1 pseudogene is annotated in these 575 nt (G+C 45.0%); it reads left to right on the top strand.

From position 1 onward, the window contains the following. Nucleotides 1–575, top strand: a pseudogene (locus tag R7Z49_RS26615) (two-component sensor histidine kinase); the annotation flags it as partial.

The raw sequence follows: 575 nt of genomic DNA, 5'->3' as shown, positions 1-575 counted from the left end.
ACCAAGATATTCGCTCTGAGCTCAAACCGGTTCGACAAGAAGTGCATTGGCAAATTGAGCGGGTAAACGATTCGAAAGAAATTCAAAACTTGCTGGTGCAATTGAGTACTTTGCAACGGGTCATCGATATTGAATCGGCGGTGTACGACATGGCGATTGATGTTGCTGGCGCATCAATGCCGGAGCAGGTCGACAATGGGATGAAGGTGATTCACTTTCGCTTGATGGATCTGCAAGAAAGCAGCACAACCTTAATGAATCAGCCAACCTCAATCGCTTACAAACAGTTATTGCAAGAACTTGTGGTTGTGTTGAGTCCAGAAGGCGCGTTCGATAAACAATTGATGTCATTAGTGACGTTGAACGGCGATATTCAGAAAATACAAGAGCAAATCGCGCTCAGCATGGATGCCATTCATCAACAAATCGGTGAACTGGTTTCTACTGCGGATCAAACGTTCAAACAGGTGAAGAGTGAAACCGCCGAGCGTGTGTCTTACGGCAACCACGTTTTGATCGTTTGCTTTAGTTTGTCGATCATGACGAGCATGTTCTTGACGTATTACTTCATCAAC

The sequence above is a fragment of the Vibrio sp. 1562 genome, assembly GCF_033340155.1.
GTDB lineage: Bacteria > Pseudomonadota > Gammaproteobacteria > Enterobacterales > Vibrionaceae > Vibrio > Vibrio alginolyticus.
This window is presented reverse-complemented; position numbering and strand designations above follow the sequence as displayed.